This is a genomic window from Citrobacter sp. Res13-Sevr-PEB04-36, assembly GCF_015672735.1.
GTDB lineage: Bacteria > Pseudomonadota > Gammaproteobacteria > Enterobacterales > Enterobacteriaceae > Citrobacter.
The window spans coordinates 179,072-203,909 of sequence record NZ_JADABY010000007.1 but is presented as its reverse complement, the minus strand read 5'-3'; the positions used below and the strand labels follow the sequence as shown (position 1 = coordinate 203,909).

General features: G+C 53.3%; 25 protein-coding genes and 3 tRNA genes. 17 read left to right on the top strand and 11 right to left on the bottom strand.

Features of this window, described 5'->3' with window-relative positions; translation table 11 throughout:
* Positions 1–371, top strand: a 371-nt coding sequence (gene bglJ, locus IMQ48_RS02735; protein WP_196207810.1) for a DNA-binding transcriptional activator BglJ, incomplete at its 5' end; no start/stop codon positions are given.
* A 59-nt stretch (positions 372–430) separates the two neighbouring features.
* Here the strand turns inward: bglJ and IMQ48_RS02730 are convergent.
* The 3 genes from IMQ48_RS02730 to IMQ48_RS02720 form a co-directional block, all read right to left on the bottom strand.
* Positions 431–889 carry a YbaK/EbsC family protein gene (locus tag IMQ48_RS02730; RefSeq protein WP_196207809.1) on the bottom strand — a complete coding sequence of 153 codons (459 nt, stop codon included), beginning with the start codon at positions 887–889 and terminating at the stop codon, positions 431–433.
* A 154-nt stretch (positions 890–1,043) separates the two neighbouring features.
* Positions 1,044–1,832 (bottom strand): siderophore-iron reductase FhuF, encoded by a 789-nt coding sequence (fhuF, locus tag IMQ48_RS02725; RefSeq protein WP_196207808.1) that lies wholly within the window; start codon positions 1,830–1,832, stop codon positions 1,044–1,046.
* Between the two features lie 119 nt (positions 1,833–1,951).
* Positions 1,952–3,016, bottom strand: a complete 1,065-nt coding sequence (locus tag IMQ48_RS02720) for a diguanylate cyclase (RefSeq protein ID WP_196207807.1) — start codon at positions 3,014–3,016, stop codon at positions 1,952–1,954.
* Between the two features lie 338 nt (positions 3,017–3,354).
* On the opposite strand from IMQ48_RS02720, the gene IMQ48_RS02715 reads away from it, so the two are divergent.
* A complete protein-coding gene (locus IMQ48_RS02715) occupies positions 3,355–3,630 on the top strand; it encodes a DUF1435 domain-containing protein (protein WP_196207806.1) in 276 nt (91 codons plus the stop codon).
* A 39-nt stretch (positions 3,631–3,669) separates the two neighbouring features.
* Here IMQ48_RS02715 and IMQ48_RS02710 read toward each other — a convergent pair.
* From IMQ48_RS02710 to rsmC, 4 genes are all read right to left on the bottom strand, one after another.
* Positions 3,670–3,755: transfer RNA gene (locus tag IMQ48_RS02710), tRNA-Leu, on the bottom strand.
* 33 nt (positions 3,756–3,788) lie between these two features.
* A tRNA-Leu gene (locus IMQ48_RS02705) sits at positions 3,789–3,874 on the bottom strand.
* Between the two features lie 29 nt (positions 3,875–3,903).
* Positions 3,904–3,990 (bottom strand) — tRNA-Leu (locus IMQ48_RS02700).
* Positions 3,991–4,127: 137 nt separating this feature from the next.
* On the bottom strand, positions 4,128–5,159 hold the full coding sequence (rsmC, locus tag IMQ48_RS02695; protein WP_196207805.1) for a 16S rRNA (guanine(1207)-N(2))-methyltransferase RsmC: 1,032 nt from the start codon (positions 5,157–5,159) through the stop codon (positions 4,128–4,130).
* A gap of 155 nt (positions 5,160–5,314) precedes the next feature.
* Between rsmC and IMQ48_RS02690 the strand changes: the two genes are divergently transcribed.
* The 8 genes from IMQ48_RS02690 to IMQ48_RS02655 all read left to right on the top strand — a co-directional run bounded on the left by IMQ48_RS02690 (position 5,315) and on the right by IMQ48_RS02655 (position 11,826).
* Positions 5,315–5,728, top strand: a complete 414-nt coding sequence (locus tag IMQ48_RS02690; protein WP_137399159.1) for a DNA polymerase III subunit psi — start codon at positions 5,315–5,317, stop codon at positions 5,726–5,728.
* Complete coding sequence (rimI, locus tag IMQ48_RS02685) at positions 5,697–6,143, top strand: ribosomal protein S18-alanine N-acetyltransferase (RefSeq protein ID WP_196207804.1); 447 nt, start codon at positions 5,697–5,699, stop codon at positions 6,141–6,143. The genes IMQ48_RS02690 and rimI overlap by 32 nt, the downstream gene beginning before the upstream one ends.
* A 17-nt stretch (positions 6,144–6,160) precedes the next feature.
* Positions 6,161–6,838: a pyrimidine 5'-nucleotidase gene (gene yjjG, locus IMQ48_RS02680; protein ID WP_196207811.1), complete on the top strand. Its 678-nt coding sequence runs from the start codon at positions 6,161–6,163 to the stop codon at positions 6,836–6,838.
* 92 nt (positions 6,839–6,930) lie between these two features.
* Positions 6,931–8,520, top strand: coding sequence for a peptide chain release factor 3 (gene prfC, locus IMQ48_RS02675; RefSeq protein ID WP_196207803.1), 1,590 nt, complete (start codon positions 6,931–6,933; stop codon positions 8,518–8,520).
* A gap of 305 nt (positions 8,521–8,825) precedes the next feature.
* Positions 8,826–9,443, top strand: a complete 618-nt coding sequence (gene osmY / locus IMQ48_RS02670; RefSeq protein WP_196207802.1) for a molecular chaperone OsmY — start codon at positions 8,826–8,828, stop codon at positions 9,441–9,443.
* A gap of 126 nt (positions 9,444–9,569) precedes the next feature.
* A complete protein-coding gene (locus tag IMQ48_RS02665; RefSeq protein ID WP_003019081.1) occupies positions 9,570–9,731 on the top strand; it encodes a DUF1328 domain-containing protein in 162 nt (53 codons plus the stop codon).
* A 245-nt stretch (positions 9,732–9,976) separates the two neighbouring features.
* On the top strand, positions 9,977–11,053 hold the full coding sequence (locus IMQ48_RS02660) for a patatin family protein (RefSeq protein ID WP_196207801.1): 1,077 nt from the start codon (positions 9,977–9,979) through the stop codon (positions 11,051–11,053).
* Entirely contained in the window at positions 11,050–11,826 is a 777-nt protein-coding gene (locus IMQ48_RS02655; protein WP_196207800.1) for a metal-dependent hydrolase, read from the top strand. The genes IMQ48_RS02660 and IMQ48_RS02655 overlap by 4 nt, the downstream gene beginning before the upstream one ends.
* A gap of 115 nt (positions 11,827–11,941) precedes the next feature.
* On the opposite strand, the gene IMQ48_RS02650 is transcribed toward IMQ48_RS02655, so the two are convergent.
* Together IMQ48_RS02650 and IMQ48_RS02645 are read right to left on the bottom strand one after the other, a co-directional pair.
* On the bottom strand, positions 11,942–12,805 hold the full coding sequence (locus tag IMQ48_RS02650) for a YjjW family glycine radical enzyme activase (RefSeq protein ID WP_196207799.1): 864 nt from the start codon (positions 12,803–12,805) through the stop codon (positions 11,942–11,944).
* Positions 12,777–14,327 (bottom strand): YjjI family glycine radical enzyme, encoded by a 1,551-nt coding sequence (locus IMQ48_RS02645; protein WP_196207798.1) that lies wholly within the window; start codon positions 14,325–14,327, stop codon positions 12,777–12,779. The genes IMQ48_RS02650 and IMQ48_RS02645 overlap by 29 nt, the downstream gene beginning before the upstream one ends.
* Before the next feature lie 261 nt (positions 14,328–14,588).
* Between IMQ48_RS02645 and deoC the strand changes: the two genes are divergently transcribed.
* From deoC to deoD, 4 genes are all read left to right on the top strand, one after another.
* Positions 14,589–15,368, top strand: coding sequence for a deoxyribose-phosphate aldolase (gene deoC, locus IMQ48_RS02640; protein ID WP_196207797.1), 780 nt, complete (start codon positions 14,589–14,591; stop codon positions 15,366–15,368).
* 107 nt (positions 15,369–15,475) lie between these two features.
* Positions 15,476–16,798 (top strand): thymidine phosphorylase, encoded by a 1,323-nt coding sequence (deoA, locus tag IMQ48_RS02635; RefSeq protein WP_196207796.1) that lies wholly within the window; start codon positions 15,476–15,478, stop codon positions 16,796–16,798.
* Positions 16,799–16,973: 175 nt separating this feature from the next.
* Entirely contained in the window at positions 16,974–18,197 is a 1,224-nt protein-coding gene (gene deoB / locus IMQ48_RS02630) for a phosphopentomutase (protein WP_196207795.1), read from the top strand.
* A gap of 99 nt (positions 18,198–18,296) precedes the next feature.
* Positions 18,297–19,016: a purine-nucleoside phosphorylase gene (gene deoD, locus IMQ48_RS02625; protein ID WP_000224864.1), complete on the top strand. Its 720-nt coding sequence runs from the start codon at positions 18,297–18,299 to the stop codon at positions 19,014–19,016.
* 85 nt (positions 19,017–19,101) lie between these two features.
* Here the strand turns inward: deoD and lplA are convergent, their stop codons facing one another.
* Both lplA and IMQ48_RS02615 read right to left on the bottom strand, forming a co-directional pair.
* Positions 19,102–20,118 (bottom strand): lipoate--protein ligase LplA, encoded by a 1,017-nt coding sequence (lplA, locus tag IMQ48_RS02620; protein WP_196207794.1) that lies wholly within the window; start codon positions 20,116–20,118, stop codon positions 19,102–19,104.
* A 22-nt stretch (positions 20,119–20,140) separates the two neighbouring features.
* The gene (locus tag IMQ48_RS02615) at positions 20,141–20,782 is read right to left on the bottom strand and encodes a YtjB family periplasmic protein (protein WP_096758398.1); all 642 of its coding nucleotides are present in this window, start codon (positions 20,780–20,782) and stop codon (positions 20,141–20,143) included.
* Positions 20,783–20,897: 115 nt separating this feature from the next.
* Between IMQ48_RS02615 and serB the strand changes: the two genes are divergently transcribed.
* The 3 genes from serB (at position 20,898) to nadR (ending at position 24,773) form a co-directional block, all read left to right on the top strand.
* Positions 20,898–21,866 carry a phosphoserine phosphatase gene (gene serB / locus IMQ48_RS02610; protein WP_196207793.1) on the top strand — a complete coding sequence of 323 codons (969 nt, stop codon included), beginning with the start codon at positions 20,898–20,900 and terminating at the stop codon, positions 21,864–21,866.
* 11 nt (positions 21,867–21,877) lie between these two features.
* On the top strand, positions 21,878–23,260 hold the full coding sequence (gene radA / locus IMQ48_RS02605) for a DNA repair protein RadA (RefSeq protein WP_196207792.1): 1,383 nt from the start codon (positions 21,878–21,880) through the stop codon (positions 23,258–23,260).
* Between the two features lie 280 nt (positions 23,261–23,540).
* Positions 23,541–24,773 carry a multifunctional transcriptional regulator/nicotinamide-nucleotide adenylyltransferase/ribosylnicotinamide kinase NadR gene (gene nadR / locus IMQ48_RS02600; protein WP_196207791.1) on the top strand — a complete coding sequence of 411 codons (1,233 nt, stop codon included), beginning with the start codon at positions 23,541–23,543 and terminating at the stop codon, positions 24,771–24,773.
* Positions 24,774–24,838: the final 65 nt, after the last annotated feature.

Sequence of the window (24,838 nt, the reverse complement as noted above, 5' to 3'; positions counted from 1 at the left end):
CTCTTTCTCCATTGCCGCTGGATGGCGTCATCAGTAAAGCATCATCATTAGATGTTTTACAGGAAGGGTTACTTTCAGCCTTGAATTGCGCCGGGCGGGGAAGAGAAAGTACAAAAAACCACTGGTTTATTAACCAAAACCGTATGTTAAGCCCCACTGAGCGCGAAATACTGCGTTTTATGTCGAATGGATACTCGATGCCGCAGATCGCCATTCAGCTTGAGCGGAATATTAAAACTATTCGGGCGCATAAATTTAACGTGATGTCTAAATTGGGAGTGAGCTCCGATGCCGGGCTGCTGGATGCTGCTGATATTCTGCTGTACCTGCGTGCCGGGGAATCTATGCCTTTCTTCCATGCGGTTTCATAGCGAGTATTATTGATGTGGTGTGTGCCGGATTCAGCTGCCGGCACTGGGACGAGGATTTGTCACTGGCAGACATCGACCCAAGTGGCGGCAGTTAGCTCGGCTATCCTGTCTGGCGTGATACGAACCGCGCTGTGCGTAGCCCCTGCCGCAGGGAGCACTTCAGCGTAGTGCTTCAGAGAGATATCGCAGTACACTGATAGTGGTGTTTCCAGCCCAAAAGGGCAGACGCCGCCAACAGGATGACCCGTTGCGCTGACCACTTCATCACTACTCAACATGCGCGCTTTTGCGCCAAAGGTAATTTTTAGCTTCTTATTATCCAGACGTGCATCGCCTTTGGCGACAACCAGGATAATGTCGTTTTTCACCTTTAGAGAAAGCGTTTTAGCGATCTGTCCTGGTTCGACATTGTGGGCTTTCGCTGCCAGATCGACCGTGGCCGTGCTCTGATCCAGTTCGATGATTTCAATATCCGGGGCATATTCCGCCAAAAATTGCCGTACTGATTGCAAACTCATTCTTCTCTCCCGATCGCGTACAAGCAGCCCTGCAGCGCAGAAAACTGCATAGCGTAATTTGTCACAGGGAAAGCGCCGCTGTAAATATTTTATTGGTTACAACAAAGTAACATTAGCAGGATGGTTAAGATAAACAGTGAGGGGAGATTCTTGCTTATTTCAGCGTGCAGTCGCCACATTGTTGGACGTCTGGCAGACGGTAGCGCTGGCAGCAGGTTCTACGAACTAATAGCCCGTCGCGCGGAACCACGGTGCGCCAGAGTGGATTATCTTCACCGCAGGAGAGTTGTTTCTCAAAGAAGCAGGTCTGGCGCAGTGCTGTCAGTAATTCATCACCCAGTAGTGGCTTCATCTCTGTCAAATACCAGTGAATTAAGTATCCGGTATTGCTCCAGATAAGCTTACCGTTGATCTCTCCCGTCGCCTCAAGCGCCTGGACAACCGGCGTCAGCGCAGAAAGAATCAGTGTTTCCATCCGCTGTTGAGGAGAGCGGGCGGTAGTCTGCATATCCTGGTGAACATCTATCCAGAAGCATGCTGCACGACCCGTTTCGTGAAACTCGACGTGCATATGCTCTGGCGCAACATTAATAGCGTCTTTTTGCGTCAGCAGCGCCACCATCAGCGGGGGCATCATCAGGCCGATGTACCATTGCGCCCAAAATGAAATTAGCGGTTTATTTTCACGGGGCAATGTGGGCTGGTTGCGATAGATATGATCGGAATAGACAGCCAGGAGTGCGCTAAGCGTTGCGGGTTGGGTCCATTCTTGCAGCACCATGGCACCTTGTGGCGGTGTCTCGTCAAGACGAATAAAATCCAGCAGGTGCTCACGGGTTTCGGCAATGGTTGCGCGCACGGAATCGGCCAGCGAAGGTATCTCCGGGGGGAGGTGGCTACGCCAGATGACATCTTCAACGATCGGTGCGGAACGATAAGTCATGTCTATATAAGGATGTTAATCTAAATGATAATGATTTCTAATCCTATAGGTGGGCGCAAGCGATAGCAAGATTTTTGTCGTGGTGTCGGGCGACAGCGCACAGATAGCGTAGCCAGGGGTTAACCTATCCGCAGTTCATCGCTGACCAGCGTGTTATTGCGTCCTTGGTTTTTGGCTTCGTAAAGGGCTTTATCTGCTTTGCTGATTGCGGCATCAATATCTTGATCCACCAGTGGTGCAATGCCGATACTGACAGTCACGTTGGTTGCTACGTTTTCATTAAACATGTGAGGAATTTTAAGATCGTAGACTTTCTGGCGAATACGCTCGGCAGCGGCCTGCGCTTGCTGCGGATCGATTGCCGTCAGCAAAACCATAAATTCCTCACCGCCAAAGCGTGCCACAACATCCCGTGAACGCACAGAGTCTCGAATTGCGGCGGAGACGCGAATCAGCGCCTGGTCACCCATCATATGCCCGTAGTGGTCGTTATAGGCTTTGAAATGGTCGATATCCAGCAGCAGCACGTAATGCTTCGCGTTGCTCAGGGCCAGCAGCGTATCGAGTCGGTGTTGCAGCCCCCGGCGGTTATACAGACCGGTTAGCGGATCGAGCATACTGAGGCCGTTAAGCGTTTCTCGCTCTTCCAGGAGCTTGTACATCAGTTGCTGAGCAAAACCGTCGTAACGCTTTTGTATCACGTGCTGAATGGCTATCCCGGCCATCGGCAGCGCCATAAAATAGATCACTCGCAGCCCATGTTCGCTGCCATTTAGCCACAAGCACACGGCAACGGAGGGGAGTGAATGTAGGGTAAAGGCGATGATATTATTGGCAAAAGCAATCGATCCAATAAACAGTACGCTGAGCAGTGCGATCAATAGAAAAGAATAATCGTTATGCCCCATTGCGGTATATTTCTGGGCGATATGCACCGCCCACAGCACGCCAAAAAGGGTTGAAATAAAAGGGAGATTAATTCTTTTCTCCGTGTATTTCCCATGCCATATCAGCAGTAGCGTACTGGCGACAAAGATCAGTACCGCCGGGACGGATAACACCTTGACGGCGAAAAGCGGGAAAAAAAGCGTAAACATCGCGGACACTGCGTTAAGCAGCAGAAATAAGCGTAAGGAAAGTTGATATTTTTTTGTGCGCAGAGCTCGCCAGGATTGTACTGTCATAGGTAAATATTGTTATTTATCTGCAATATATCCATCATACTTCAAGCTGCCTGTGCGTTGGCTACGTTTGCTCACCTTAGTCACATAGTTATCTATGCCCCTGGCGATTGGCTCTCTTGCCGCCTTCATGCAACTCGAATTATTTTGGGTATATACGAGGTTGAGTTTGTCGGAAAAAATAACGTGCGGAGAATTGTCCGCCCAGGTTTTTATTGTTTTTTTGTTGATAAGCTACCGGCGAGCAATTTATCACCTTCAATTATTCGTGTCATCAATCGTTAAGTAAAACTCATATAATTGATAGCCTTTCCATGCTGACAAATGAGAAAACATATCATATGATATTGATTATCATTATCGATATTGTAGGTGAAACCATGTTGCAACGTGCGCTGGGCAGTGGATGGGGTGTGCTGCTGCCGGGGATATTCATTGCGGGTCTGGCTTTTACTGACCTGTCAGTTCACGCATGGAAAGCGATGATTGTATTAGGATTGCTGTTAACTTCACTCATGCTGTACCACAAGCGTTTACGGCATTTTGTTTTACTGCCTTCATGCGCAGCAGTGATCGCCGGTGTGGTGCTGATGATGATGAACTGGAATCAGGGATGAACAAAGCAAGGAAGAGAATCGAGAGGAAAATAAGATAATTGGTGCGAGGGGGGGGACTCGAACCCCCACATCCTAAGGACACTAACACCTGAAGCTAGCGCGTCTACCAATTCCGCCACCTTCGCACAGTTATCTTACTTTTTTTGATATCGCCTCGTTGGTGCGAGGGGGGGGACTCGAACCCCCACATCCTAAGGACACTAACACCTGAAGCTAGCGCGTCTACCAATTCCGCCACCTTCGCCCAGTGCGAGCAATATCAAACGTGGATTATGGTGCGAGGGGGGGGACTTGAACCCCCACGTCCGTAAGGACACTAACACCTGAAGCTAGCGCGTCTACCAATTCCGCCACCTTCGCATACCATCGACACTCAAAAAGTATCGTTACCACGGAGGCGCATTCTAGTGGTTTTCAACTTTTCGTCAATAGCTAATTGCGCGGTCTGGGTTGATTGGCGCAAAAACGGCCACGTACATGGCCGTGAGTGATTTCCGTTAGGCTTTCTTTGCCTGGCGCGTCATCACCGTGCGGTACACCTTAAAACGACCGGTCTGGGCGATGACTTCATGGAAGCCAAACATCTCATCGAGGATTTTCGGGTACGGCAGGAAGGCGTTGGCCACAATACGCAGTTCACCGCCGCTGTTCAGGTGACGCACCGCGCCGCGAATCAGCGTTTGTGCGGCGTCGAGGCTGGTTTGCATCCCGTCGTGGAACGGCGGGTTAGAGATGATCATGTCAAAGCGACCGGTCACGTCAGAAAAGACGTTACTGGCGAAGACATCACCTTCAATACCGTTTGCCGCAAGCGTTGCCCGGCTGGCTTCAACCGCTGATGCGCTGACATCGCACAGAGTCAGGCGCACTTTCGGTGAATGACTGGCTAAGGCTACGGAAAGAACACCAGCCCCACAGCCGACATCCAGCACTTTACCTTTGGTGTGTGGTGTCAGGGTTGAGAGCAGGAGCTGGCTGCCGACATCCAGGCCGTCACGGCTGAACACGCCCGGCAGCGTTTTGATGGTCAGGTTGTCGACGCTGTACTCGTCCCAGTATTTTTCTGCATCGAAGACCGGCTGTTTTTCCAGACGACCGTGATAGAGACCACAACGGCGTGCGCTGTCGATTTTATTCAGCGGCGCGTATTCGGCCAGCATCTGTTCCGCGCTGCGTACACCGCTGCGGTTCTCGCCAACGACAAAAATATCGGTGCCGACCGGCATTAGCGACAGAATGTTCATCAGCTGGAACTGGGCTTCCGGCTTATTCTTCGGCCAGTAATAGACCAGTGTATCGCTGTCCGCAACGTCTTCGGCCTGGGCTACGAGGCTAAAGCGTACGTTATCGCCCATCTGGCGGTTTAACACCTGCCAGTGGTGGAGTTGTTGGGTATGTGCGCGGTTGGCGGCACTTTCGAAGTGGGCAGGCAGGTCATCCTGCAAATCACCGGCAAAGAGAATACGGCTTTGTTCGAAATCATCACTGTGGCGCAGCAAGACTTCACTTGCCGGGGTAAAAGCAGACATGGAATGCTCCTCAATTTATACAGGTTGCGATTATATACACAAAATCAGTCAAGCTGAATCAAGGCGGCCTGCGGGATGTCGTGTATCGTTGTTTGTTGGCGTAGATTCGACAGATTTGCTATATTTGCGCCCCTGATAGACAGGAGTGTTTCGCTATGACATCCCGACGAGACTGGCAGTTACAGCAACTGGGCATTACGCAGTGGTCGCTGCGCCGTCCTGGCGCACTGCAAGGGGAGATCGCGATTTCCATTCCTGCGCACGTCCGTCTGGTGATGGTCGCGGCGGAGCTACCCGCGTTAACCGAACCGTTGATGAACGATATTTTACGCGCATTGACCGTCAGTGCGGATCAGGTTTTACAACTGACGCCAGACCGTGTCGCCATGCTGCCGCAAGGCAGTCGCTGTAATAGCTGGCGGCTGGGAACCGAAGAGCCTCTGCAACTGGATGGCGCTCAGGTCACCAGTCCTGCGTTTAATGAATTACGGGAAAACCCAGCGGCACGCGCCGCCTTATGGCAACAAATCTGCGCATATGAACACGATTTCTTCCCTCAATCCGACTGATTTACCCGCAGCATTTCAGATTGAAAAACGCGCCCATGCCTTTCCATGGAGCGAAAAAACATTTGCCAGCAACCAGGGCGATCGCTATCTCAACTATCAGTTAACCGTTGATGGAGTGATGGCCGCCTTTGCAATAACGCAGGTCGTGCTGGATGAAGCCACGCTGTTCAATATCGCCGTCGATCCTGATTTTCAGCGGCGGGGATTGGGACGTGAGCTACTGGAGTACCTGATCGACGAGCTGGAAAAACGCGGCATTCTGACGCTGTGGTTAGAAGTTCGCGCCTCGAACGCTGCAGCGATTGCGCTGTATGAAAGCCTCGGCTTTAACGAGGCGACAATCCGCCGCAATTACTACCCGACAGCCGACGGCCACGAAGACGCCATTATTATGGCATTGCCAATCAGTATGTAAGACAAGGTGTAATGATGATGAAGTGGGACTGGATTTTCTTTGATGCCGACGAAACGCTGTTCACCTTTGACGCGTTTACCGGCCTACAGCGGATGTTTCTCGACTATAGCATTACCTTTACCGCTGAGGATTTTCAGGACTACCAGGCCGTGAATAAACCGCTGTGGGTGGATTATCAAAACGGTGCGATTACCTCATTACAACTGCAGCATGCCCGTTTCCTGAGCTGGGCTGAGCGTCTGAACGTGCCGCCGGGCTCGCTCAATGATGCGTTTATTAATGCGATGGCCGAAATCTGTTCCCCGTTACCGGGTGCAGTGTCACTGCTGAATGCGATTCGTGGCAAAACGAAAATCGGCATTATTACCAACGGTTTTACCGCCTTGCAGCAAATTCGCCTTGAGCGTACCGGGCTGCGCGATTACTTCGACCTGATGGTTATTTCTGAGCAGGTTGGCGTGGCAAAACCCGACCCGCGTATTTTTGATTATGCGCTGGAGCAGGCGGGTAATCCCGATCGCTCCCGCGTGCTGATGGTGGGTGACACGGCGGAGTCCGATATTCTGGGTGGTATCAATTCCGGGCTATCAACCTGCTGGTTAAATGCGCACCAACGCGAACAGCCGGTAGGCATTCAGCCGACCTGGACTGTGGCTTCATTAAGCGAACTGGAGCAACTGCTGTGTAAACACTGATTGCCTCCCCCCCGTTGATGGGTAAAATAGCCGCAATTTTTCGTATTCAACATGCCCGGCTTGACGCCGTGCTTACCTAAGAAGATTTGACTATGACGTTGTCTCCTTTTTTGCAAGAGGTGGCCAAACGCCGCACTTTTGCCATTATTTCTCACCCGGATGCCGGTAAAACGACCATCACCGAAAAGGTGCTGTTATTCGGACAGGCAATCCAGACCGCCGGTACCGTTAAAGGCCGCGGTTCTAACCAACACGCGAAGTCCGACTGGATGGAGATGGAAAAGCAGCGTGGTATCTCCATTACCACCTCTGTGATGCAGTTTCCGTATCATGATTGTCTGGTAAACCTGCTGGATACCCCAGGGCACGAAGACTTCTCGGAAGATACCTACCGTACGCTGACGGCGGTCGACTGCTGCCTGATGGTCATCGACGCCGCGAAAGGTGTTGAAGACCGTACCCGTAAGCTGATGGAAGTAACGCGCCTGCGCGATACGCCGATCCTGACGTTCATGAACAAGCTCGACCGTGATATCCGCGATCCGATGGAGCTGCTGGATGAAGTCGAAAACGAACTGAAAATCGGCTGTGCGCCAATTACCTGGCCGATTGGCTGCGGTAAATTGTTCAAAGGCGTTTACCACCTGTATAAAGACGAAACCTACCTGTACCAGACCGGTAAAGGTCACACTATTCAGGAAGTCCGTATTGTTAAAGGTCTGAATAACCCGGAGCTGGATGCTGCCGTCGGTGAAGACCTGGCGCAGCAGCTGCGCGACGAACTGGAGCTGGTGCAGGGCGCGTCTAACGAGTTCGACCAGGAATTGTTCCTCGCCGGTGAAATCACTCCTGTGTTCTTCGGAACCGCGCTGGGTAACTTCGGCGTTGACCATATGCTCGATGGTTTGGTGGAGTGGGCGCCTGCGCCTATGCCGCGCAAAACCGACACCCGCGTGGTTGAGGCTGCAGAAGAGAAGTTCACCGGTTTCGTGTTTAAAATTCAGGCCAATATGGACCCGAAACACCGCGACCGCGTGGCGTTCATGCGTGTGGTTTCTGGCAAGTACGAGAAAGGCATGAAAATGCGCCAGGTGCGCATTGGTAAAGACGTAGTGATCTCTGATGCGCTGACCTTTATGGCGGGTGACCGCTCTCACGTAGAAGAAGCCTATCCGGGCGATATCCTCGGTCTGCACAACCACGGCACTATTCAGATTGGCGACACCTTTACCCAGGGTGAAATGATGAAGTTCACTGGCATTCCGAACTTTGCGCCGGAGCTGTTCCGTCGTATTCGCCTGAAAGATCCGCTGAAGCAAAAACAGCTGCTGAAAGGGCTGGTGCAGCTGTCTGAAGAAGGTGCGGTGCAGGTCTTCCGTCCAATTGCCAACAACGACTTGATCGTTGGTGCCGTCGGTGTGCTGCAGTTTGACGTCGTCGTTTCCCGCCTGAAAAGCGAATACAACGTTGAAGCGATCTACGAATCGGTCAACGTGGCGACCGCGCGCTGGGTAGAATACTCAGACGTGAAGAAATTCGAAGAGTTTAAGCGTAAAAACGAAATTCAGCTGGCGCTGGATGGCGGCGATAACCTGACCTATATCGCCCCGACCATGGTTAACCTGAACCTCACCCAGGAACGTTACCCAGACGTGACGTTCCGTAAAACGCGCGAACACTAATCGGCCTTCCAGGGTGCGGCTTATGCCGTGCCCTGCGACTTTCCCTGCCTTATTAATCCCTTACGGAATGTTCTTAAATCCCGCACTTTTTCCTCATTTCGCCTGTTTTTTAATCGCATTTGTCTGCGGCATCAAAATTGTGATCTATATTTAACAATGTGATGACATAAATATCGGTTTTAAATTCTACGTTATCTCCTCAGCTTAGTTGTTTTTGCTGATATTTATTTCTATTACGAGATGAGTTGCTGGCTCGGCCCGATAAGCGGCAGGGCATCGATATGAGCAAAAAAAGGATTAAATCGATGACAATGACAAAACTGAAGATCTCAAAAACGCTGCTGGCTGTGATGCTGACCTCTGCTGTTGCCACGGGTTCTGCATTTGCAGAAAACGCGACCACCGATAAAGCGCAATCCGGTCTTGAAAGCGCGGGGCAGAAAGTCGATAGCTCGATGAATAAAGTCGGCGATTTCATGGATGACAGCTCCATCACCGCAAAAGTGAAAGCTGCGCTGGTCGATCATGAAAGCATTAAGAGCACCGATATCTCGGTCAAAACAGACCAGAAAGTGGTCACGTTAAGCGGCTTTGTTGAAAGCCAGGCGCAGGCAGAAGAAGCGGTAAAAGTGGCGAAAGGCGTTGAGGGCGTTACCTCCGTGAGCGACAAACTGCACGTGCGTGACAGCAAAAGTACATCTGTAAAAGGCTATGCGGGCGATACGGCAACCACCAGTGAAGTCAAAGCCAAATTGCTGGCTGATGACATCGTGCCTTCTCGCAAAGTGAAAGTGGAGACCACCGATGGTGTGGTTCAACTTTCAGGCACCGTTGACTCACAGGCGCAAATCGAGCGCGCTGAGAGTATCGCCAAAGCCGTTGATGGCGTGAAAAGCGTTAAAAACGACCTCAAAACTCAGTAATTCGACTTAATTCGGCAACCTGATATTTGTCGGAAGGCGTGTTGTGCACCACACTAAAATATCGCAATGGGCGGCCTGAGCGCCCATATCAAGCGGTTGACATTAACTATGGTAAAGGAGAAGCGTATGTTTCGTTGGGGCATCATATTTCTGGTTATCGCGTTAATTGCCGCCGCTCTGGGCTTTGGTGGACTGGCGGGTACTGCTGCAGGTGCAGCGAAAATTGTCTTCGTGGTGGGGATTATCTTGTTCCTGGTCAGCCTGTTTACCGGGCGTAAACGACCTTAGCTATATCCCCTTTATTCTTCAAGTTACAGGTGCGTTGGCTACGCTCGCTCCCCCGAATCACTTACCAGAGTAAGTTCATCGGGATTCACGCACTTGCCGCTTTCCTGTAACTCGAATTATTTTGGGGATTAACCGTAAAGAAAAATTGCTACTCAGCCAGTCCAGCGGACTGGCTTTTATGGTTTTAGTGATACGTAATTTGCGTTACTTTGTCGCACTATCATAAAAAAAACAGGAAGGCAGAGGTGGGGCAGAGAATACCCGTCACACTCGGTAATATTGCGCCGTTATCGTTACGTCCGTTTCAACCCGGCAGCATGGCGCTGGTGTGCGAGGGCGGAGGGCAAAGAGGCATTTTTACCGCGGGCGTGCTGGACGAGTTTATGCGCGCGCAGTTTAATCCTTTTGATCTCTTCTACGGGACTTCTGCGGGTGCGCAAAACCTGTCGGCCTATCTCTGCAATCAACCGGGCTACGGGCGCAAAGTGATTATGCGCTACACAACCCGGCGCGAATTCTTTGACCCGGTGCGATTTGTGCGCGGGGGAAATCTTATCGATCTCGACTGGCTGGTGGAGGCCACCGCTGCGCAAATGCCGCTGGCGATAGACCATGCCGAAAAGTTATTTGCCGCGGGAAAAGCGTTTTACATGTGTGCCTGTCGCGGAGATGACTACACGCCGGGTTATTTTTCGCCGAACCGACAAAACTGGCTCGACCTTCTGCGTGCGTCCAGCGCCATTCCAGGATTTTATCGTAGCGGGGTAGCGCTGGACGGCGTGAACTATCTGGACGGTGGGGTCAGTGACGCCATCCCCGTTCAGCAGGCGGTAAAGCAGGGGGCGAAAACACTGGTGGTGATCCGCACCGTGCCCTCGCAAATGTACTACACCCCGCAGTGGTTCAAACGCATGGAACGTTGGCTGGGGGAAAGCAGCCTGCAACCGTTGGTCAATCTGGTGCAGCATCATGAGGCCAGCTACCGCGCCATTCAGAGTTTTATTGAAAAACCGCCGGGTAAGCTGCGTATCTTTGAGATCTATCCGCCCAAACCGCTCCACAGTATGGCGCTGGGAAGCCGAATTCCGGCCCTGCGGGAAGACTACAAAACCGGACGCCTGTGCGGACGTTACTTTTTGGCGACCGTCGGTAAACTGTTGGCGAAAAACACACCGTTGCCCCGCCAGACGCCGAAGATTATGGTACCTGGACCGGTGGTGGTCCCTCCGGCACCGGTTGCCAACGATGCCCTTATACCACCCGTGGTGGCCGATGCACCTCAGGCCAACGACACCACGTTTAGCCATGAGGATCTGGCGTGAGCTATCGGTTTATCGATACGCATTGTCATTTTGATTTTCCGCCGTTCACCGGCGACGAACCTGCCAGCATTCAGCGGGCAGTTGAAGCCGGTGTGAGCCGCATTATTGTGCCGGCGACCGAGGCGGCGAACTTTTCCCGCGTGCTGGCGTTGGCGCAAACCTACCCCCCGCTATTTGCAGCTTTGGGTTTACATCCGATTGTGATTGAACATCATGACGATGATGCCCTGGACCAGTTGCAACAGTTGCTGGAAAAGCGTGTACAGAAGGTGGTGGCGGTCGGGGAGATAGGACTGGATCTGTATCGTGACGATCCGCAGTTCGACAAGCAGGAAAGGATGCTGGACGCGCAGCTTCAACTGGCGAAGCGCTACGAACTGCCGGTGATCCTGCATTCCCGACGTACTCATGACAAACTGGCGATGCACCTTAAACGCCATGCGCTACCGCGTACCGGCGTGGTGCATGGTTTTGCCGGGAGCTTGCAGCAGGCGGAACGCTTTGTGCAACTGGGGTACAAAATTGGCGTGGGCGGAACCATTACCTATCCCCGCGCCAGCAAAACGCGCGAGGTGATGGTGCGGCTGCCGCTGGAATCCTTGCTGCTGGAAACCGATGCGCCGGATATGCCGCTCAACGGCTTTCAGGGTCAGCCCAATCGCCCGGAGCAGGTCACCAGGGTGTTTGAAGTATTATGTGAGCTGCGCCCGGAGCCCGCAGAGGTCATCGCCGAGGCGTTGTATCGCAATACGACGGCATTGTTTACGGTGTGATTGTTGAGTGCCGGATGGCGTATCCGGCCGACAAAAGTGTGCGCTCCGTAGGCCTGATAAGCGAAGCGCATCAGGCATATCTTCGCCAGATGGCGGCTGTGCCTCATCCGGCATTTCACAGGTACAGCGCCGGGAAGATCACATTATTCATACCGCGTTCGCGCAGCCCTTGCGCCAGTTGCTCCACATCCTCTGGCGTCGCGCTCGGCCAGGTTTTGGCTTCACCATACACGCCATACGCATGAAACGCGTTAAGCCGCACGGGAATGTTGCCCAGACGGTGAATAAACGCTGTCAGCGCATCAATGTGCTGCAGGTAATCAACGTGTCCGGGAATGACCAGCAGGCGAAGCTCCGCCAGTTTTCCCCGCTCGGCCAGAAAGAGAATACTGCGCTTGATTGCCGCGTTATCGCGCCCGGTGAGCTGCAAATGACATGCGCTGTCCCAGGCTTTTAAATCCAGCATGACGCCATCGCAAACCGGCAGCAGTTTCTCCCAGCCGGTTTCACCCAGCATGCCGTTGCTGTCCACCATGCAGGTCAGGTGTTGCAGGTGCGGATCGGCTTTGATCGCTGAGAACAGCGCAATCACGAAGGGAAGCTGCGTTGTCGCCTCGCCGCCGCTTACGGTTATCCCTTCAATAAACAACGATGCCTTACGCATGTGACGCAGCACCTCATCGACGCTCATCGTCTGCGTCATTGGCGTGGCCTGCTGTGGGCATATTTGCAGGCAGGTGTCGCACTGCTGGCAAACATCGGACTGCCACCACACCTTTCCCGCGCTCAGACTTAATGCGTCATGTGGACAATGCAGTACGCACTCCCCGCAATCGTTGCAGCGCCCCATCGTCCACGGATTGTGGCAATTTTTACAGCGCAGATTGCACCCTTGCAGGAACAGGACCAGGCGACTGCCCGGCCCGTCGACGCAGGAGAAAGGGATCAGCCTACTTACTGAAGCGCATCTGTTGTTCATGACTTATCACGCGAGGTTGACGTTCCAGAATGCGGGTATTGCGTGCGGCCTCTTCGCCCAGCCAGGTGGTGTTGGTGCGTGAGCCTTCGGCACGGTATTTTTCCAGATCCGACAGGCGCACCATATAACCGGTGACGCGGACCAGATCGTTACCGCTGACGTTAGCGGTAAATTCACGCATTCCGGCTTTAAACGCGCCCAGGCAAAGCTGTACCAGCGCCTGTGGATTACGCTTGATGGTTTCATCCAGCGTGAGGATGTCGCTGATCCCGGCGTGATAATACGCGTGATGCGGGGCCACGGTTTGCAGATGGGTAATAGGATCCGGCTCGTCGCCATATGGCAGACGTGCGCCCGGCGTGGTGCCGATGTCTGAACTGATCCCCGACTGCGCATGCAGCATCGCGCGCTGCTGCCAGCCGTATTTCACCGGTGTGTTGGCTACAAAGTCGGCAAGCTGGGCGCTGATCCGATAGCCCATCTCATTGGCGCTCTCATCTTTGCCGTAGCGTGCGTTCAACCCGGCTTTCTCACACAATAGGTTTACCGCTTCCGCCAGACCGTACATGCCAAACATTGGCACAAAACGTTCGGGATCAATCAACCCTTCCTGCACCAGGAAGCTATTCTCAAAGAAATGTGATTTCTCATAGAGGAATTCACACCGTGAATCAATGATGGCAATTTGCTGCTGGCAATAGTGCGGTAGGGTGTGCGTAAAGAAGTCATCGACAGACGTGCTGCGCTCTGCGATGGCTTTCAGGTTCATCCTGACCAACGTACTTCCGCCGCCCGCCAGCGGCAGAGAGTTGTAACAACTGACGACACCATAGTGGCCTTTTGTGAAAATTTTATCATTTTCCGGGCCGTTGGAAATATGCGGTTTACTGCATTCGCAAATATTTTGTGCCACATTCAGTAGCAGGTCGTCAGGGGTGATTTGTGGATCATAAATAAAGGTAAGATTCGGCGAAACCTGCTTTAACTCTGCATCTGCACGTAAAATGGCGCGTGTGATCGGCGTATCGGCCGGGCCAATATTGGCATGCATAAAGGCATCTGGCAGAGTTCTGTCGAGATAGCGCCAGAAACGTTTTATTCGAATATCGATCTCGTCTTGTGTTAGAATTTTAACATAAGGTTGTAGCAGAGCGTCGAGTTGACCAAGATACACCGGCATAGACGTCACTGACGGAACATGGTGGTACAGAATGGTGAGCAAGGATAATGCGTCGTCAAGATCCTGTGCACCTTCCAGCTCAAGCCATGCGGAACCGTTGGCCAGAAAATGGGCATAATTGGGCAAAACATAACGTGGTTTGAACGGGGCATGACCTTCGTACATATCGCAGATAACCCCGTCATCCAGTGCCTGGCGTGCTTCGGAAGGCAATTGTGGATAAGGCAGTGCGTTTTCTGCCTCCAGTGCCAGAAAGTGGCGTTTCTGCTCAGGGCTGAGCACCGGACTGGTCACGATTTGTTGGCAGCGCTGTTGCAGCGCGAGTTCGCTTGGAGTGGGCATCGTTGATTCCTTTATGTGCCGAAGGTTAAGCAACATTGTAGGAAGCAACCGATCCTCAACCTTTGATCCGGATGCGCTTGATGCCATCGCTTCTCGCCAGTAAAGGTCGATTGTTTGAAGTAGATCTCATTAGAGTAATGCAAATCTGTATGTGGTTTTCATTAACTGTGATGTATATCGAAGTGTAATAGCGAGCGGATGTTAGAATACTAACAAACTCGCAAGGTGAAATTTTATACGGCGATGCCGTTGGAGAATGTTATGACCGATTTAACAGCAAGCAGCCTGCGTGCCCTGAAGCTGATGGACCTGACCACCCTGAATGACGACGACACCAATGAAAAAGTGATCGCGCTGTGTCATCAGGCAAAAACCCCGGTGGGCAACACGGCGGCAATCTGTATCTATCCGCGTTTTATCCCTATTGCGCGTAAAACGCTGAACGAGCAGGGTACGCCGGATATCCGTATTGCAACGGTAACCAACTTCCCGCACGGCAACGACGATATTGATATTGCGCTGGCAGAAACCCGAGCAGCGATTGCCTACGGCGCAGACGAAGTTGACGTGGTATTCCCGTACCGCGCGCTGATCGCCGGTAATGAGCAGATCGGTTTTGACCTGGTGAAAGCCTGTAAAGACGCATGTGCAGCGGCAAACGTGCTGCTGAAAGTGATCATCGAAACCGGTGAGCTGAAAGAAGAAGCGTTGATTCGCAAAGCATCTGAAATCTCCATCAAAGCAGGGGCTGATTTCATCAAGACCTCTACCGGTAAAGTCCCGGTTAATGCGACACCGGAAAGCGCACGCATCATGATGGAAGTGATCCGTGATATGGGTGTTTCTAAAACCGTTGGTTTCAAACCAGCTGGCGGCGTGCGTACTGCGGAAGACGCGCAGCAATTCCTTGCCATTGCCGATGAACTGTTTGGCGCAGACTGGGCGGATTCCCGTCACTATCGCTTTGGCGCATCCAGTCTGCTGGCAAGCTTGCTGAAGGCGCTGGGTCACGGCGACGGTAAGAGCGCAAGCAGCTACTAAGTTTTCATTGCCCATCGTAGGCCGGATAAGGCGCAAGCCGCCATCCGGCATGAATACGACTTGCCGGGGGGCGCATTGCTTACCCGGCCCATAATCGGGAGGTTCCCTTGTTTCTCGCACAAGAAATAATTCGTAAAAAACGTGATGGTCATGCGCTGAGTGATGAAGAAATTCGTTTCTTTATTAACGGTATTCGTGATAACACCATCTCTGAAGGGCAAATCGCCGCCCTGGCGATGACCATTTTCTTCCACGATATGACAATGCCTGAGCGTGTTTCGCTGACTATGGCGATGCGTGATTCAGGTACCGTGCTGGACTGGAAAAGTCTGCAGCTGAACGGCCCGATTGTGGATAAGCACTCTACCGGCGGTGTAGGTGATGTGACGTCACTGATGTTAGGGCCAATGGTCGCAGCATGCGGCGGTTATATTCCGATGATCTCCGGGCGCGGTCTGGGTCATACCGGCGGTACGCTGGATAAACTGGAAGCGATCCCGGGGTTTGACATCTTCCCGGACGATGCGCGTTTCCGTGAAATTATTAAAGACGTGGGTGTGGCGATTATTGGGCAAACCAGCTCGCTCGCACCGGCGGATAAACGTTTTTATGCCACCCGCGACATTACCGCGACGGTGGATTCCATCCCGCTGATCACCGGTTCGATCCTGGCGAAAAAGCTGGCGGAAGGGCTGGATGCGCTGGTCATGGATGTAAAAGTCGGCAGCGGCGCCTTTATGCCGACCTACGAGCTTTCTGAAGCCCTTGCCGAAGCAATTGTTGGCGTGGCGAACGGGGCAGGCGTGCGTACCACCGCACTGTTAACCGATATGAACCAGGTGCTGGCTTCCAGCGCTGGTAACGCAGTAGAAGTCCGCGAAGCGGTGCAGTTCCTGACTGGTGAATACCGCAATCCACGTTTGTTAGACGTCACCATGGCGCTGTGTGTGGAAATGCTGATCTCCGGCAAACTGGCGAAAGACGATGCCGAAGCCCGCGTCAAACTGCAGGCGGTGTTGGATAACGGTAAAGCGGCGGAAATTTTTGGTCGCATGGTGGCTGCGCAAAAAGGCCCGACCGACTTTGTGGAAAATTATGCGAAGTACCTGCCGACGGCAATGCTCAGCAAAGCGGTATATGCTGATACCGAAGGTTTTGTCAGCGCAATGGATACCCGTGCGCTGGGGATGGCGGTGGTTTCCATGGGCGGCGGTCGTCGTCAGGCATCGGACACCATTGATTACAGCGTTGGCTTTAGCGACATGGCGCGTCTGGGCGACAGCGTAGACGGGCAGCGTCCGCTGGCGGTGATCCATGCCAAAGATGAAGCTAGCTGGCAGGAAGCGGCGAAAGCGGTCAAAGCGGCAATCAGCCTTGACGACAAAGCGCCAGAAATTACACCGACAGTCTATCGTCGTATAACCGAATAACTGTATACTGATCTGATCGCTTTTTTGCGGCGCAGATAGATACCCTAAATAATTCGAGTTTTAGAAAGGCGACAAACGAGTGAATCCCCGGGAGCGCACATCAGTACGTGACTGGGGTGAATGAGTGAAGTTAACGCATCGACAACTTGAAGTATGATGGGGAATGGAGAACAAGATGAAACGTGCATTTATTATGGTGCTGGACTCCTTTGGTATTGGTGCGACTGAAGATGCGGATCGCTTTGGCGACGTAGGCGCCGATACTATGGGGCATATTGCAGAAGCCTGTGCGAAAGGCGAAGCTGACAATGGTCGCAAAGGTCCGCTGAATTTGCCTAACCTGACCCGTCTGGGCCTGGTGAAAGCTCACGAAGGTTCTACAGGTAAAATTGCCGCCGGAATGGACGGTAATGCAGAAGTGATCGGTGCCTACGCATGGGCGCACGAACTCTCTTCCGGCAAAGACACGCCGTCTGGTCACTGGGAAATCGCCGGTGTGCCGGTGCTGTTTGACTGGGGTTACTTCTCCGATCATGAAAACAGCTTCCCGCAGGAGTTGCTGGACAAGCTGGTTAAGCGTGCCAACCTGCCGGGCTACCTCGGCAACTGCCACTCTTCCGGTACGGTCATTCTGGATCAACTGGGCGAAGAACATATGAAAACCGGCAAGCCGATTTTCTATACTTCCGCTGACTCCGTGTTCCAGATTGCCTGCCACGAAGAGACCTACGGTCTGGATAAACTCTACGAGCTGTGCGAAATCGCCCGTGAAGAGCTGACCGAAGGCGGCTACAACATTGGTCGCGTGATCGCCCGTCCGTTTATTGGCGATAAAGCCGGTAACTTCCAGCGTACCGGTAACCGTCACGACCTGGCCGTAGAACCGCCAGCGGCAACCGTTCTGCAGAAATTGGTCGACGAGAAAAAAGGCCATGTTGTTTCTGTGGGTAAGATTGCCGACATTTACGCGAACTGCGGTATCACTAAAAAAGTGAAAGCGACCGGTCTGGACGCGCTGTTCGACGCCACCATCAAAGAGATGAAAGAAGCGGGTGATGAGACCATTGTCTTCACCAACTTCGTCGACTTCGACTCCTCCTGGGGCCATCGTCGCGATATCGCCGGTTATGCAGCAGGTCTGGAGCTGTTCGACCGTCGTCTGTCTGAGCTGATGGAGCTGGTAGGGGAAGATGACATTCTGATCCTGACCGCTGACCATGGCTGTGACCCAAGCTGGCCGGGCACTGACCACACTCGTGAACACATTCCGGTGTTGATCTACGGCCCGAAAGTCAAACCAGGTTCACTGGGTCATCGCGAAACCTTCGCGGATATCGGTCAGACGCTGGCGAGCTACTTTGGTACGTCGCCAATGGACTACGGTAAAAACATGCTGTGATGCAATTGCCCGGTGGCGCAAGCTTACCGGGCCTACGGTTTTGTAGGCCTGATAAGGCGTAGCCGCCATCAGGCAATAACAACGAAATAAGGATAAAAGATGGCAACTCCACATATTAATGCAGAAATGGGTGATTTCGCTGACGTCGTATTGATGCCTGGCGACCCGCTGCGTGCGAAGCACATTGCTGAAACTTTCCTCGAAGATGTCCGTGAAGTGAACAACGTTCGCGGCATGTTAGGCTTCACCGGGACTTACAAGGGCCGTAAGATCTCCGTGATGGGTCACGGCATGGGTATCCCATCCTGCTCCATCTACACCAAAGAACTGATCACCGATTTCGGCGTGAAGAAAATCATCCGCGTAGGCTCCTGTGGCGCTGTGCGTATGGACGTAAAACTGCGCGACGTGGTTATTGGCATGGGTGCTTGCACCGACTCCAAAGTTAACCGTATCCGCTTCAAAGATCATGACTTCGCTGCTATCGCTGACTTCGACATGGTGCGTAACGCCGTTGATGCGGCCAAAGCGCTGGGCGTAGACGCGCGCGTGGGCAACCTGTTCTCCGCTGACCTGTTCTACTCTCCGGACGGCGAAATGTTCGACGTGATGGAGAAATACGGCGTGCTGGGCGTGGAAATGGAAGCGGCGGGTATCTACGGTGTTGCGGCTGAGTTTGGTGCGAAAGCGCTGACCATTTGCACCGTGTCCGACCATATCCGTACTCACGAGCAGACCACAGCTGCTGAACGTCAGACGACTTTCAACGACATGATCAAAATCGCGCTGGAATCTGTTCTGCTGGGCGATAAAGAGTAATATCTTTAGTGCCGGGGGGCGGCTTCGCCTGACCCGGCCTACGGTTTTGTAGGCCCGCTAAGCACAGCGCCAGCGGGCTTTTTTATTAGCGTACCGCGCTCGCTATCCACGCTGACAGTTCTCGTAGCTCTTTTTCCTGTTGCGGGAAATCGCCAATCAACGCCTCGCACTCCTGTTGCAGCCTGTCTGCCCGATACAGACACCCTTGCAAGCTGCCCGCCAGCGCTTCTAATGGCGCGGGATTGAGGCTGTCGGTAAAGACCTGCGCGCGGGTGATATGGCCTTTCTCCACATCAAAATGCAGTTCAACGCCGCCCCAGGTAAAGCGCTCATCCAGCAGATGCGAAAAGGCGGGGGCCTGACCAAAGTTCCACTCCCAACTACTCTGCCGGGCAAACGTTTCGGCAAAGTTGGGCAGATCCGGCGTGTTATCCGGGGAAATAATTTCAGCCGCCACGCGTTCGCCGTAGTGCTGGAAAAAGGCTTCGGTTACGGCTTCACAGATTTTTTCATGAGTGACCTCAGGCAGCAGTTCAACCAGATTAGCGACCCGACCACGCACGGAGGTGATCCCCTTCGCCTGGAGCTTTTTCTTATCAGGGTTGAGGTAATTAGCAAGGCGACTGAGGTCGGCATTCAGCAGCAGAGTACCGTGGTGGAACCCGCGATCTTTGGTTTCGCGATACGCCGAGCCTGAAACTTTGCGGTCTCCTTCGGCCGTTTTGACCACCAGATCGTTACGTCCGGAGGCCTCGGCGTTGACGCCCAGAGCGTTCAGGGCATTGAGTACGATAGCGGTGGAGATGGTTTTGTCGTATTCCGGTTTGCCTGCCATAAAAGTAAAGCAGGTATTGCCGAGATCGTGAAACACCGCGCCGCCGCCGCTACTTCGACGCGCCAGCCGGACGTTATCCTCCTCCATGCGCCGGGTATTGCACTCTTTCCACGGGTTTTGCGCCCGACCAATGACCACCGTATCGGCGTTGCGCCATAAAAACAGCACACGCTGTGTAGCGGGCATTTGACGAAAAATGCACTCTTCAACCGCCAGATTAAACCACGGATCGTAAGAGTCGGAGATAAGCAGGCGTAATGTGGTCATGGTTGATTTCCTTCCTGGTGAATTACTCTTTTTTCTCGCTGTCTTCTTCCTGCACCGGTTTGTTGGCGGTTAGCAGGAACGGCGATTGTTGCCAGCGGGTGCGCTTACCTTGCAGTAATGTCCGGGTCAGTACCACGCCAATAGCCAGTGACAGGAGCAGCATCAGGCGTAGAATGTTGGTGGTGTTATCCACCTGTTTGGCCTCGGTGGCGAGCGTGTGGGTATCCAGCGTCAGTCGCAGGTAGCCCAGTGGACCATTTTTTCCCTGAATGGGCTCGACAATTTGTTGATTAAAATAGCCCCCGGCTTTTTTACCATCCAGCGCCAGGCGGTCGCGAACATTCACGCTCTCGCCGGCATGCGTAATGAGATCGCCCTGTTCATCATAAACGCCCGCATCGAGAATACGGCTCTCGTCGGTGAGTTGACGCAGTACGACAGCGATGCGTTTTTCATCCGGCGTTTCGGTACGCATCAGCGGCGCGACGTTTAACGCGACCTGGCGGGCCAGCGTGCGGGCCAGCTCTTCCAGCTGCGGGTTTCGCTGCTGTTGATGGTTTTGACTAAACCACGACGCGCCCTGCATCAGGGCGACGAGCAGCGCGAGGCAGGATAATACAATCACTGCACGATGAAGTCGGAATTTCAGTTTTGCGCGAGCCATATTCCACCTGCTGAAAATTTGAGGCTTAATGTTGCCAGAAGCGCTGGTTACAGGGTAGCCTCATGCGTTATTTTCCCCTGATGATTCCGACCCGAACGATTTTACAGGAGCTTTAATGCCTAACATTACCTGGTGCGATCTACCTGAAGATGTCTCTCTGTGGCCAGGTCTGCCCCTCTCTTTAAGTGGTGATGAAGTCATGCCACTGGATTACCACGCGGGCCGTAGCGGCTGGCTGCTGTATGGTCGTGGGCTGGATAAGCAACGCTTAACGCAGTACCAGGGCAAACTGGGTGCGGCGATGGTGATCGTGGCGGCCTGGTGCGTCGAGGATTATCAGGTGATTCGCCTGGCGGGGTCGTTAACGCCGCGTGCGACAAAACTGGCGCATGATGCCAAACTGGATGTCGCCCCGCTGGGGAAAATCCCGCATTTGCGCACGCCAGGCCTGCTGGTGATGGACATGGATTCGACGGCAATCCAGATCGAGTGCATTGATGAAATCGCGAAACTGGCTGGAACCGGCGAGATGGTTGCAGAAGTAACGGAACGCGCGATGCGCGGCGAGCTGGATTTTACCGCCAGCCTGCGCAGCAGGGTCGCCACGCTGAAGGGCGCTGATGCCAATATTTTGATGCAGGTACGTGAAAATCTCCCGCTGATGCCCGGCTTAACGCAGCTGGTGCTGAAGCTGGAAACGCTGGGCTGGAAAGTCGCGATAGCCTCCGGTGGCTTTACCTTCTTTGCTGAATATCTGCGTGAAAAGCTGCGCCTGACGGCGGCTGTGGCGAACGAGCTGGAGATCATGGACGGGAAATTTACCGGTAACGTGATTGGCGATATCGTCGATGCGCAGTACAAAGCCAATACCCTGACCCGACTGGCGCAGGAGTATGAAATCCCGATGGCGCAGACGGTAGCGATCGGCGACGGCGCCAACGATCTACCGATGATCAAAACGGCAGGGCTGGGGATCGCCTACCATGCTAAGCCGAAAGTGAATGAAAAGACGGAGATCACTATCCGTCACGCTGACCTGATGGGAGTGTTCTGCATTCTCTCCGGCAGCATGAACCAGAAATAACGAGGTAAAACGTGGCAAAAGCTCCTAAACGCGCCTTTGTATGTAATGAATGCGGGGCCGATTATCCGCGCTGGCAGGGGCAATGTAGCGCTTGTCAGGCGTGGAACACCATTACTGAGGTACGCCTTGCCGCGTCGCCGACGGTGGCGCGTAACGAGCGCCTCAGCGGCTATGCGGGTAATGCGGGCGTCGCGAAGGTGCAAAAGCTGGCGGATATCAGTCTGGAAGAGCTGCCGCGTTTTTCTACCGGTTTTAAAGAGTTCGACCGCGTGCTGGGCGGCGGTGTGGTGCCCGGCAGCGCTATTCTAATCGGCGGTAATCCAGGCGCCGGCAAATCCACCCTGCTGCTGCAAACGCTGTGCAAGCTTGCCGAGCAGATGAAAACCCTGTACGTCACCGGGGAAGAGTCGCTGCAACAGGTGGCGATGCGCGCCCATCGGCTCGGTCTGCCGACGGCGAATCTGAATATGCTGTCAGAAACCAGCATTGAGCAGATTTGCCTGATTGCAGAAGAAGAGCAACCAAAGCTGATGGTTATCGACTCCATTCAGGTGATGCACATGGCGGATATTCAGTCTTCGCCCGGCAGCGTGGCGCAGGTGCGTGAAACCGCCGCTTACCTGACGCGCTTTGCTAAAACTCGCGGTGTGGCGATTGTTATGGTCGGTCACGTCACCAAAGATGGCTCGCTGGCCGGGCCAAAAGTGCTGGAGCACTGCATTGACTGCTCGGTGCTGCTTGACGGCGATGCGGATTCTCGTTTCCGCACTCTGCGTAGCCATAAAAACCGCTTTGGTGCGGTGAATGAACTTGGCGTCTTCGCCATGACCGAACAGGGCCTGCGCGAGGTCAGCAACCCTTCCGCTATCTTCTTAAGCCGTGGTGATGAAGTGACCTCCGGCAGCTCGGTGATGGTGGTCTGGGAAGGGACGCGTCCGCTGCTGGTGGAGATTCAGGCGCTGGTCGATCATTCGATGATGGCGAACCCTCGGCGCGTAGCGGTAGGGTTGGAACAAAACCGTTTGGCGATCTTGCTGGCGGTGTTGCACCGTCACGGCGGCCTGCAAATGTCTGACCAGGACGTGTTCGTTAACGTCGTCGGCGGTGTCAAAGTCACCGAAACCAGTGCGGATCTTGCGTTACTGCTGGCGATGGTTTCCAGCCTGCGCGACAGGCCGCTACCGCACGATCTCGTGGTCTTTGGCGAAGTGGGGTTGGCGGGTGAAATTCGCCCGGTTCCCAGCGGTCAGGAGCGTATTTCTGAAGCCGCGAAGCACGGTTTCCGTCGGGCGATTGTCCCTGCCGCCAATGTGCCGAAAAAGGTGCCGGAAGGAATGCAGGTTTTCGGCGTTAAAAAGCTCGCGGATGCGTTAAGCGTGTTTGACGACTTATAATTCATTACCCGTCGTCTTTCTGTCGGCAGGTGTGTTGGCTGCGTTCGTTCACCCGAATCACTTAGTTTACTAAGCTCATCGGGATGAAATGAGGGACATTCATGTCCCTCACCAGAGGCCAGCCCTCGGCTGGTCAAATTCGTTCCTGACGAATTTGTCACTCACTTGCCGCCTTCCTGCCACCAGAAATCCATAGGGTAATTATTTGTTTCACCCTGTAGGCCTGATAAGCGAAGCGCCATCAGGCAGTGTTACGCGATTTTTCCAGCAGGAGGCTCTTGTGTCATCGTTCGACTATATCAAAACCGCCATTAAGCAAAAGGGCTGTACCCTGCAACAGGTGGCGGATGCCAGTGGCATGACCAAGGGATATTTAAGCCAGCTGCTGAATGCCAAAATCAAAAGCCCCAGCGCGCAAAAGCTGGAGGCGTTGCACCGTTTTCTCGGGTTGGAGTTTCCGCGCCAGCAGAAGAATATCGGCGTGGTATTCGGTAAGTTTTATCCGCTGCATACCGGTCATATCTATCTGATCCAGCGCGCCTGTAGCCAGGTTGATGAGCTGCATATCATCATGGGCTATGACGATACGCGCGACCGTAGCTTGTTTGAAGAAAGTGCCATGTCACAACAGCCCACGGTTTCTGACCGTCTTCGCTGGCTGCTGCAAACCTTTAAGTACCAGAAAAATATCCGTATTCATGCCTTCAATGAAGAGGGGATGGAACCCTATCCACACGGTTGGGATGTCTGGGGGAACGGCATCAAAACGTTTATGCAGGAGAAAGGGATTCAGCCAAATTGGATCTACACGTCTGAAGAATCAGATGCCCCGCAGTATTTGGAGCATTTGGGCATTGAAACGGTGCTGGTCGATCCCCGGCGGACGTTTATGAGTATCAGTGGCGGACAAATTCGTGAAAATCCGTTCCGCTACTGGGAGTATATCCCCACTGAGGTAAAGCCGTTTTTCGTACGTACCGTGGCGATCCTCGGCGGCGAGTCTAGCGGCAAATCGACGCTGGTGAATAAGCTCGCCAATATCTTCAACACCACCAGTGCGTGGGAATATGGCCGTGATTACGTCTTCTCCCATTTGGGTGGCGATGAGATGGCGCTGCAGTATTCCGATTACGATAAAATCGCGCTTGGTCAAGCGCAGTACATTGATTTTGCAGTTAAATATGCCAATAAAGTGGCATTTATCGACACCGATTTTGTGACGACTCAGGCGTTCTGTAAAAAGTACGAAGGACGTGAGCATCCGTTTGTGCAGGCGCTGATCGACGAGTACCGCTTTGACCTGGTGATTCTGCTGGAAAACAACACCCCGTGGGTGGCAGATGGACTACGCAGTCTGGGCAGTTCGGTTGACCGTAAGGCATTTCAGTCGCTGCTGGTGGAAATGCTGCAGGAAAATAACATCAATTTTGTCCACGTTGAGGAGCCTGACTATGACGACCGCTTTCTGCGCTGTGTGGAGCTGGTGAAAGAATTGATGGGTGAGCAGGGGTAGGTTTTAATGCCGGATGGCGGCGTAAACGCCTACCCGGCCTACAAGTTACACTCACCTCGTAGGCC